Annotated in this window: 10 protein-coding genes; 7 read left to right on the top strand and 3 right to left on the bottom strand. The window is 65.8% G+C overall.

Features of this window, described 5'->3' with window-relative positions:
- Positions 1-523, bottom strand: a 523-nt coding sequence (locus tag ACI944_RS07390; protein WP_411718412.1) for a DUF91 domain-containing protein, incomplete at its 3' end; no start/stop codon positions are given.
- Between the two features lie 481 nt (positions 524-1,004).
- Between ACI944_RS07390 and ACI944_RS07385 the strand changes: the two genes are divergently transcribed.
- Positions 1,005-2,000 (top strand): ornithine cyclodeaminase family protein, encoded by a 996-nt coding sequence (locus ACI944_RS07385; protein WP_411718411.1) that lies wholly within the window; start codon positions 1,005-1,007, stop codon positions 1,998-2,000.
- 81 nt (positions 2,001-2,081) lie between these two features.
- On the opposite strand, the gene ACI944_RS07380 is transcribed toward ACI944_RS07385, so the two are convergent.
- The gene (locus ACI944_RS07380; protein WP_411718410.1) at positions 2,082-2,780 is read right to left on the bottom strand and encodes a hypothetical protein; all 699 of its coding nucleotides are present in this window, start codon (positions 2,778-2,780) and stop codon (positions 2,082-2,084) included.
- Between the two features lie 356 nt (positions 2,781-3,136).
- Here ACI944_RS07380 and ACI944_RS07375 point away from each other — a divergent pair, with 356 nt between their 5' ends.
- The 6 genes from ACI944_RS07375 to ACI944_RS07350 all read left to right on the top strand — a co-directional run bounded on the left by ACI944_RS07375 (position 3,137) and on the right by ACI944_RS07350 (position 8,707).
- Positions 3,137-3,385 (top strand): hypothetical protein, encoded by a 249-nt coding sequence (locus tag ACI944_RS07375; protein WP_411718409.1) that lies wholly within the window; start codon positions 3,137-3,139, stop codon positions 3,383-3,385.
- A 93-nt stretch (positions 3,386-3,478) separates the two neighbouring features.
- Entirely contained in the window at positions 3,479-3,685 is a 207-nt protein-coding gene (locus ACI944_RS07370) for a hypothetical protein (RefSeq protein WP_411718408.1), read from the top strand.
- Between the two features lie 195 nt (positions 3,686-3,880).
- A complete protein-coding gene (alaS, locus tag ACI944_RS07365) occupies positions 3,881-6,670 on the top strand; it encodes an alanine--tRNA ligase (RefSeq protein ID WP_411718407.1) in 2,790 nt (929 codons plus the stop codon).
- 106 nt (positions 6,671-6,776) lie between these two features.
- A complete protein-coding gene (locus ACI944_RS07360; RefSeq protein WP_411718406.1) occupies positions 6,777-7,547 on the top strand; it encodes a PHP domain-containing protein in 771 nt (256 codons plus the stop codon).
- Between the two features lie 121 nt (positions 7,548-7,668).
- Positions 7,669-7,830 (top strand): DUF6757 family protein, encoded by a 162-nt coding sequence (locus ACI944_RS07355; RefSeq protein ID WP_411718405.1) that lies wholly within the window; start codon positions 7,669-7,671, stop codon positions 7,828-7,830.
- Between the two features lie 136 nt (positions 7,831-7,966).
- Complete coding sequence (locus ACI944_RS07350; RefSeq protein WP_411718404.1) at positions 7,967-8,707, top strand: beta-ketoacyl-ACP reductase; 741 nt, start codon at positions 7,967-7,969, stop codon at positions 8,705-8,707.
- 103 nt (positions 8,708-8,810) lie between these two features.
- Here the strand turns inward: ACI944_RS07350 and ACI944_RS07345 are convergent.
- Positions 8,811-10,131: sensor histidine kinase (locus ACI944_RS07345; RefSeq protein WP_411718403.1), on the bottom strand; the 1,321-nt coding region annotated here is incomplete at its 5' end.

Genomic DNA, 10,131 nt, shown 5'->3' with positions numbered 1-10,131 from the left:
GACACGCCCAGTTGCGGTCGAACCGTCCCCGGACGGCCTCAAGCAGCGAGCCGCACTCGTAGTCGAGACACAACTCGAAGCGCTCGCCGCGCTCGATCCGGAACTGTGGGAGGCCGCAGCCACACGTTGACTCGGTCACCGACGCGCCGTCCGGGAGACCGAACCGCTCGGCACAGCCGAGGCAGGCGACGTCCGATCCGGATCGGACCAACTGCCCGCCGCAGCGACACGTCCCGACAGGCGTTCCGGCGTCCGTGGCGTCGTGATCCGCGACGACGACGTCCCCGACAGCGTCGATCCGGAGCGTCTCCGCGCCGTCGCTGGCGAGTAGCCACAGCGGATCGCGCCTCACGGACAGCGACTCCGGACGGGTTAGCCACGCGGCGGGCTGGTAGCCGTCGATGTCGTGGACGAGAACGGTATCGTCGGGCTTTATAAGCACCACTACTCGGCCCCGAACGGTTCGCTCGCGGCGCCCCTCAAAGCGGACGAGACAATCACCGGCGATGGTTCGGATCGACATGGGCCGTCTGGCCCCGTTCCGGTATTTAAATTCACGCGACGGCGACCGAAGACGGAACGTCCCCGACAGCCGCCGGAGCGGGGAACCGACCCCAGCCGAACACAATCATTAACATTTATTAAGGATACCATTGAATGGTGGTGTAATGACATCGCTGGTACGACTCGGGTGACAGCCGCCGACCGGGTACCGTCTTCAGACCGACTCACTCAACCCACAATGTCAACCCGAAACACGTCATTCGATGCCGCAGCACCGACCGAAACCGAATCCACCGACGCCGACGACACGCGGTTCATCCCGCTCCAACCGCGCCACGGCCCACAGCCAAAACGGCTCCGCTGACGCCCCAAGCCTCACACGGCTCTGCTGACCTCTCGCCCGCGCCTTTTCGACCTTCGTTTTTTATTCCAGCTCAACAGTGCCGATCACGTTGACTGAGCGCCGTCAATATAAATACGCCCGGCGGAAACGTTCTCGCATGGAGACGCTACTGTTGAACCCCGACGACGTCGACGAGAACGCCGACATGGCCGAGGTCATCGTCGCCGTCGAAGAGGCCTTTGCCGCCTACGAGGCCGGCCGGGTCCGGATGCCCGCCAAGTCCTACATCGACCTCCCGGAGTACGACGGCGACTTCCGGTCGATGCCGGCGTACATGCACGCGGGCGAGTGGGACGCCGCAGGGATCAAGTGGGTCAACTCACACACGAACAACGCCGACGCCCACGACCTGCCGACCGTCATGGGTACGATGATCTACTCCGACCCGCGGACCGCGTTCCCGTTGGCGGTGATGGACGGCACGACGCTGACCAGGAAACGGACCGGCGCGGCCGCCGCCGTCGCGACCGATCACCTCGCCGTTCCCGGGGCGAGTTCGCTCGGCATCGTCGGTGCCGGCGTCCAGTCGTACACTCAACTGGAGGCGATCGCGACCGTCCGCGACGTTGAGACGGTCATCGTCGCCGACAAGCGCGAGGCGGCAGTCGGGGCGTTTGTCGAGCGCTTCGGCGACGACTTCAATGTCCGGGCTGGGTCGACCGCGGAGGCCGCATCGTGTGACGTACTTTCAACGGTGACGCCGGTCGAGTCACCGATCATCGACGCCGCCGACCTCGGTGAGCACACCCACATCAACGCGATGGGTGCCGACGCACCCGGAAAGAACGAACTCGCAGCGGACGTCGTTACGTCCGCGAAACTCGTCATCGACGACTACGAGCAGTGTACTCACTCCGGCGAAATAAACGTCCCCTGGAGCGACGGAACGCTCTCCGACGACGACCTCCACGCCGAGTTAGGCGAGATCGTCGCCGGAGAGCGGTCGGGCCGGACCTCCGAAGACGGCGTCACCGTCTTCGACTCGACGGGACTCGCCATCCAGGATGTCGCCGCCGCCCGCGTCGTCTACGAGCGGGCCAACGCTGAGGGCGAGGGGACAGCGTTCGGGCTGGTGGACACGGAGGTCCGGTAACAGACCGGCGGTCGGCAGATGCCGTGGGCGGCGTTGCAAACGCCAGCGACCGATCAGTAGGGGCTGCTCACATCCGCGCCCCTACCGATATTCTCCGAGCCACAACAGTACGAGCGACGTCCCGGAGATGACGAGCACCGCACTCACGTGAGCGGCGAGCGCGGCGAACAACACCGGGTGGTCGGTGAGGAACGGCAACAGCGGGAGCTGCAGGAGGCCGAACAGGACAGATTCCCGGTCAGCCCGCCGGAGCACCCCCGCCGTCCGGCCGTCGAAACGGTACCGGACCGACCGCCACAGCCCGACGATCGCGACCCACCAGCCCGTCGCGATCCGATAACAGAGGTCCCACAGGACGAGCAGCGTGAGATACACCGCGAGTGTCGGCGGGTCGGCCCCGAACAGCGTCTCGACGAGCGGATCGGGGTTCCGAGTATCGAAGACGAACAGGTGGGTGATGAGCGCGATGAACGCCAACACGGAGAGAACGACCTCAATGCTGGAGCCAAACAGCAGCCGTCGGTAGGATTCGGGCGTCTCCGGGCGGCGCGCAGCGGCGCTGATCCGGAGCATCTCGGCGCTTCCCAACGCGGCGACGACGACGGCGGCCGTCCCGGCGATCGCCGCGGCCCGGAGGTCGTAGTACCACGCCAAGGCGAGCACCGATGCCTCGAAGACGGCCAACTGTATCGCGATGGCCTCGCCGGCCGAGAGGTCGATCCCCGGCAGCGCACCGATGATGCTCTCGTAGGCCCACGTCTCGCCGTACTCGGGGTCCATCAGGGTGCCCTCCAATCGCCGGTAGTGGCGACTTCCATGCGCCGTTGAGGGAGTGTCGGGGCCGCCTGCGACCGTCGCGGGAGCGCTCCCTGCCCAGGGGCTCGTCCCGTCCCGGTCACGAACGCGCGCATACCGGGGTGAACGGTTCGGGGCATCTTAAGTCCCGGCCGCCGTTCGGCGCCCAGCACACTGGCCGTGAATCGCCTCGGGGGCACGTCCCGCGGCATTCGCCTCGTACCGCTGGTACAATTATGCCCGCCCCATAACTTATGAAAATACAACGTGTGGGATCGAATGTAACGTTGGGAAAATTTTTAGTCGGAGTGGGTACTACTACCATACGGAGGTGTACTCCCGTGTCGAACGAACAATCACACAGAGACATCCCCGAAATCGCCCGTCCGGCTCCGGACGAACCGTCGCGCCTCGGCCCCTCCGAGTTCACCCGATACGACGCCCTGTTGGCGGCAATCCCGCTCGTGTTGCTCTCCGGGTGGATCGTGGGACACGTCGCCACGGTTCCCGAGTGGGTCGCTCTTGGCGTCGGCGCGCTCGTCGCGCTCCCCGCGCTGGTCGACGGGCTGATCCTACACCCGCCTGAGTGAGGGACTCACGCTTTCCGGCGTCTCTTCGCGTCTTCGTCCCGTTCTGTCGCCCCACGACAGACGGCTTTTGTTCCCGTGGTCCGAACCGCCCCTATGACCACAGATCCCTGCGACGCCTGCGGCGAGGACGTTTCGATCGGCGGCGGCATCGCCGGCCTCTGGTCGTCCGATCCGTCGGGAACGGGCGGCATGACGCTGACGCTTGAGGACGGAAGCGAACACTTCCTCTGTTTTTCTTGTATCGATGCCCTTCCCGAGGAGCCGACCGAGGCGGACGTCCTCGCTCTCGACGACGAGTAGGCTCTCCGACGTGTTCCGTGGCTGATGTCCACCCGAGACAGTCCGTGACGACGGTCACCTGACGCGACCCATGACGATTAATCCGGCGCGCTCACAAGTGGCGAGGAGGCCGCAACGGCGTCGCAGAGTAGTCGCTGCCTGCGCCCTTCGGACACTCGAAAACCCTTTAGCCAATCACGGGCCAAACGAGGTGTAATGAGCGAACTCGCCGAGGAATATCAACTCGAGTACTTCCACGAGGAGGGTTTCGAACGGAGGGAGTGTCCCTCCTGTGGGGCGCATTTCTGGACGCGGGACCCTGACCGGGAACTGTGCGGGGAGCCGCCGTGCGCCGACTACGAGTTCATCGACGATCCGGGCTTCGACGAGGAGTACAGCCTCTCCGGGATGCGGGAGGCGTTTCTCTCTTTCTTCGAGGAGCACGATCACGAACGGATCGACCCCTACCCGGTCGCGGCGAATCGCTGGCGCGATGACGTTCTCCTGACGCAGGCGTCGATATACGACTTCCAGCCGCTCGTCACCTCCGGCGAGACGCCGCCGCCAGCCAACCCGCTGTGTGTTTCTCAGCCCTGCATCCGGATGCAGGACATCGACAACGTCGGCAAGACGGGTCGACACACGATGGCCTTCGAGATGATGGCCCACCACGCGTTCAACGCCCGCGAGGACATCGATAACCCCGAGCAGTACGCCTACGAGGGCGAGGTGTACTGGAAGAGCGAAACCGTCGCGTACTGCGATGAGTTGCTCGAGTCGCTCGGGGCGGACGTCTCCGAGGTCACCTACATCGAGGACCCGTGGGTCGGCGGCGGCAACGCCGGCCCCGCCATCGAGGTGATCTATCGAGGGCTCGAACTCGCCACCCTCGTCTTCATGTGCATGGAACAAGACCCCGACGGCGAGTACGAACTCAAGGACGGGAACACGTACTCCTTCATGGACACCTACATCGTCGACACGGGCTACGGGCTCGAACGCTGGACGTGGATGTCCCAAGGCACACCGACGGTGTACGAGGCGGTGTATCCCGAGATGATCACTTTCCTGAAGCGCAACGCCGGGATCGACCACACCGACGAAGAGACCGAACTCGTCGGGCGGGCCGCGCGGCTCTCCGGCCAACTCGATATCGACGACATCGACGACGTGGAAGCCGCTCGCGGCGACATCGCCGAGACGCTCGGCGTCGGCGTCGAAGAGCTGCGCGCACTCGTCGAACCGCTCGAGAACATCTACGCCATCGCCGACCACTCCCGAACGCTCGCGTACATGCTCGGCGACGGCATCGTCCCCTCGAACGTCGGCACCGGCTACCTGGCGCGGATGGTGTTGCGGCGGACGAAACGGCTCGCCGACACCGTCGGCATCGACGCGCCCTTGGACGAGCTCGTCGACATGCAGGCCGAACGGCTCGACTACTCAAACCGGGATACGATCCGCGATATCGTCCGCACGGAGGTCGAAAAGTACCGCGACACCCTCGAACGCGGCGGCAGACAGGTCGAACGGCTCGCCGAGGAGTACGCCGGCCGCGACGAGCCGATTCCCCTAGAGGAGGTCGTCGAACTCTACGACAGCCGCGGTATCCAACCCGACATGGTCGAGGAGATCGCCGCCGAGCACGGGGCCGACGTCGAGATCCCGGACGACTTCTATTCGCTCGTGGCCGCCCGTCACAGCGAGGCGGACGACGATGGGGACGGCGGGACCGAAGCAGATGCCGACGAGCGCGTCAGCGACCTCCCGGAAACGGAGAAGCTCTACTACGAGGAGCCCGAACGGACCGACTTCGAGGCGGTCGTCCTCGACATCCTCGAGCGCGAGGACGGCTACGACGTCGTGTTGGACCAGACGATGTTCTACCCCGAGGGCGGTGGCCAACCCGCTGACACGGGGACGCTCTCGACCGATGACACGACCGTCGATGTCACCCACGTCGAGGAGGTCGACGGTGTCATACTCCATCGGACCGACGAGGACCCCGGTAAAGGCGAGTTCGTCCGCGGGGCGATCGACGGTACCCGTCGCAAGCGGCTGATGGCCCACCACACTGCGACTCACATCGTCGGCTATGCCGCCCGACAGGTGCTCGGCGACCACGTCAGGCAGGCCGGTGCACAGAAGGGGACCGACTCCTCGCGGTTCGACATCCGCCACTACGAGCGCATCTCCCGCGAGGAGGTCAAACGCATCGAGCGCGTCGCCAACAACGTTGTGACCGACAACGTCGCGGTCAAACAGGAGTGGCCGGACCGCCAAGACGCGGAGGAGGAACACGGCTTCGACCTCTACCAGGGCGGGATCCCCCCGGGAGAGAAGCTGCGACTGATCCACGTCGCCGACGACGTCCAGGCCTGCGCCGGAACCCACGTCCTCCGGACGGGCGACATCGGAACGATCAAGATCCTCTCGACGGAGCGCGTCCAAGACGGCGTCGAACGCCTCGTCTTTGCGGCCGGCGACGCCGCGATCGAGGCCACCCAGCGGACAGAGGACGCCCTCTATTCGGCGGCGGAGACGTTCGACGTCTCCCCCCAAGCGGTTCCAGACACTGCGACCCGCTTCTTCGAGGAGTGGAAAGAGCGCGGCAAGCGGATCGAGGCCCTCAAAGAGCAACTCGCCGAAGTCCGCGCACAGGGTGGCGGTGACGCCGGCGAGGAGGTCGATCTCGGGGACACAACCGCCATCGTCCAGCGCGTCGACGCCGACATGGACGAGCTCAGGGCGACCGCAAACGCACTCGTAGCTGAAGGCTCCGTGGCGGTGCTCGGCAGCGGCCTCGACGGCGCGACGTTCGTCGTTGCGGTCCCCGACGGCGTCGACATCAACGCCGGGGTAGTCGTTGGCGAACTCGCCGATAGGGTCGGCGGAGGCGGCGGCGGCCCGCCGGACTTCGCACAGGGCGGCGGCCCCGATGCCGACGCGCTCGACGACGCGCTCGACGACGCCGGCGACGTGTTGCGGCGGCTCTCGGAAGCCTGAAGTCGGGTCACTCTGTCAGCCGGCGGTTCCGGATTGGCCAGTAGTTATATTCAACTACGCCTCGGCGAAGCGCCGGGGCTTTGACTATCGGCCGCCAACACGAACTATGGTCGTCGCCGATCTTCACGTGCACACGACGAACTCCGATGGGTCGTTGACCCTCGAGACGCTCCCTGACGCCGCCGACGCCGCCGGCGTCTCGACGGTCGCCGTGACCGACCACGACCGACTCCACCCCGATCTCCCGACGCCGGTCGCGACGATCGAGGGGCTGACCGTCGTTCACGGGATCGAACTTCGGGTAGCAACGGCCGGCGGGCAGGTCGACCTGCTCGGGTACGGCGCGCGGCGAACCCCCGAACTCACGTCGATGATCGAGCGCTTGCAGACCGACCGGGTCGAGCGTGGTGCGACGATCATCGACCGCGTCGAGGAGCGACTCGAGGTTGAGCTTCCGATCGAAGCCCGCGAAGGGATCGGCCGCCCGCACATCGCCGAGGCCATCGCAACGGCGTCCGGATACAGCTACACGGAGGCCTTTGAGGAACTCATCGGCGGGGACTGCCCGTGCTATGTCCCCCGCGATATCCCGGCGTTTGAGGCGGGCGTCGCCGCCCTCAGGGACGCGTGCTCCATCGTCGCGCTCGCCCACCCATACCGCTACGACGACCCCGAATCGGCGTTGGAGTGCTGCTCGGCGCTCGACGCCGTCGAACGGTTCTACCCCTATGACCACAACGTCGACTCGCGGGCCGTCGACCGGGCGATCGAGCACGAGGACCTCCTCGCCACCGGCGGCAGCGACGCCCACGAGTATCGTCTCGGCGCGGCAGGGTTGGACGCCGACGCCCACCGCGCCTTCCGGGCCGCGCTGTGACCGTCCCCCGACCCACGTTTCCCCGCGATACGTCCGTCGCTTGAGGGACCGTCCGTCGGCCGTCCGACGTCCGGCCGACACGAACGCTGGGTTCAAATTGCTCGGTCACGTACCACATTGTATGCAGTGTCACTACTGTGACGAGGAGGCCGCGGTCGCGGTCGAGAAGGACCACATCAAGGTCGGCCTCTGTGAGCCACACCTCCAAGATCGGATGGAGGAACTCTCCGAGTCCGAGTGGATCGAGGAGTTCCAATCGCAGATCGACGACCGTCTTGAGTAGGCCGACCGTCGATCGGTAACGTCTCGCTTCCCGACGCTCTTTCCCCGTCCCCGACGCCGGGCAGCGACCTCGCTCGTGAGGCACAGTCCTCCGCCCCATCAGCAATCCTTTTGCCGCTTCCATCGACAGATGACACATGCTCGAAGACAGGACCTGTCTCGTCACCGGGGGCTCACGCGGCATTGGCCGCGCCATCGCGACGGAACTCGGGCGTCACGGCGCCGACGTTGTCGTCAACTATCGCTCCTCCGAGGCGGCGGCGGAAGCGGCTGCCAAGACGATCGACGGGACCGACGGCTCGGCGATGACGGTCCGGGCCGACGTCTCCGAGTACGAGCAAGTCGAGTCGATGCGGACGGCCGTCCACGATCGGTTCGGCCCCGTGGACGTGTTGGTCAACAACGCGGGCATCACCGCCGACAGGCGCTTTGAGGAGATGACGCGGGAGGACTGGGATCGCGTCATGGACGTCAATTTGGGCGGGACGTTCAACTGCACTCACTGTCTCTTCGAAGATCTTCGGGACGCCGAGGAAGGCCGATTGATCAACGTTTCGAGCGTGGTGGGCCAGCAGGGCAACTACGGGCAAGCGAACTACGCGACGACAAAATCGGGGTTATTCGGCTTCACCCGGACGCTCGCACTGGAGTTGGCCGCCGAGGGCTCGACGGCCAACTGCGTCGCTCCCGGTTTTGTCGACACCGGGATGCTCGAAACCGTTCCCGGCCGGGTCAAAGAGAAGATCCGCCGTCGGATTCCCCTCGACCGGTTCGCACGCCCGGAGGACGTCGCGGGGATCGTCCGCTTTCTCGCGGGCGAGGACTCGAGTTACATGACCGGACAGATACTGGCGGTCAACGGCGGGATGGACTGGTGACGTTCTCACACAACTGAGGTCGCGGAGTCTCCGCTTGATTAGTTATACTTGCGTGGTCCCAGCCGGGGAGGTTATGTCCTGATGGCCGATCGCTCTGCCGGCGTCACGACGTGGTCGCCGCTGGGGCCTCGGCATCGATGAACTCGACGCCGCTGATCTCGAAGCGCGCGCCGCCGAGTGGGGAGTTGGTCGCCGCTACCGTCCAGCCGTGCGCCTCGACAACCGTCCGAACGATCGACAGCCCGAGGCCGGTTCCGCCGTCCCCCGTGTACCCCTCCTCGAAGATCGTCTCACAGTCGGCTTCCGGGACCCCGGAGCCGTCGTCTTCGATCGCGAACCCGTCCGCCATCGCCGAGACGCGGATCGAGACGCCGTCGCCGCCGTGCTCGACAGCGTCGTCGGCCGGTGTCCGATTGCCCGTAGAACCGTGTTCCACGCTGTTTCGAATGAGGTTCTCGAAGGCCTGCCGGAGCCGCCCCGGGTCAGCCTCCACGACGCCCACATCCTCCACCTCGACGGTCGCCGTCCCCGTATCGACGGTCGAACGAGCACGTTTGACGAGCTCCGACACCGAGACCGGTTCGCGCTCGCCGAGTTCGTCGGCCTCCCGGACGAGCGTATGGAGGTCTTCGAGGATCGCTTCGATCCGGGCGGCCGCCGTTGCGATCCGTTCGAGTTCGGCCTGTTCGCCGGTCTCCATCGCGAGATCGGTAAAGCCCATAATGACGTTGAGCGGGTTCTGGAGATCATGGCGGATCACCGACGCGAAGCGTTCCAGCCGCTCGTTTTGCCGTTCGATCTCGCGGTGGCGACGGTCCCGACGGAGCGTGTGGCCGATCAGGGTGCCGAACGTCTCCAAGCGCGTCATCGCCGACTCCGAGGCCGACCCTCTAGGGACGCCCCCGAACGCCAGAACCCATTCGAGATCCCAGTTAATCACGACCGGGATCGCGACGAACGATCCGCCGTACCCGAGTGCCCCGTCTCCCGACGGGTCGGCGGTCACAAACGGGTCGAACCGCTCAAGCGACGACTCGAACCCCGGGAACTCAGTGTTTGGGACTGACTCGTGTGCGAGCGATGCTGATTCGGCCCATTCGTGAGTCAGGGAGAGAGAACGTTCACCGACATCATAGAGTGCACACCGATCTGCCCCAAGTGCCTTCGCGACCGTTTGAAGCCCCCACTCGACTCGGGTGCCGACCTCGTCCGGCGCCGCGCTCATCAACAGTCCGGCGACCTCGAGGATCGGTTCGTTGAGAGCGGCGGTCGCCTCGCGGCAGGCGGCGTCAACGCGGTCACACAGCCGGTCCGATACCGAGCCGTCGAGATCGTCGCCGACCGAATCGCGGTACACCAGATCGGCGCCTGGACGACGGGCCACGGATCGCGCTAACCGGGGGTCGTCGTCAGCGACGACGACG

Source organism: Natronomonas sp. (assembly GCF_046710025.1).
Classification (GTDB): domain Archaea; phylum Halobacteriota; class Halobacteria; order Halobacteriales; family Haloarculaceae; genus Natronomonas.
The sequence above is the reverse complement of the archived record's forward strand: the minus strand, read 5'-3'. Positions and strand labels throughout refer to the sequence as shown.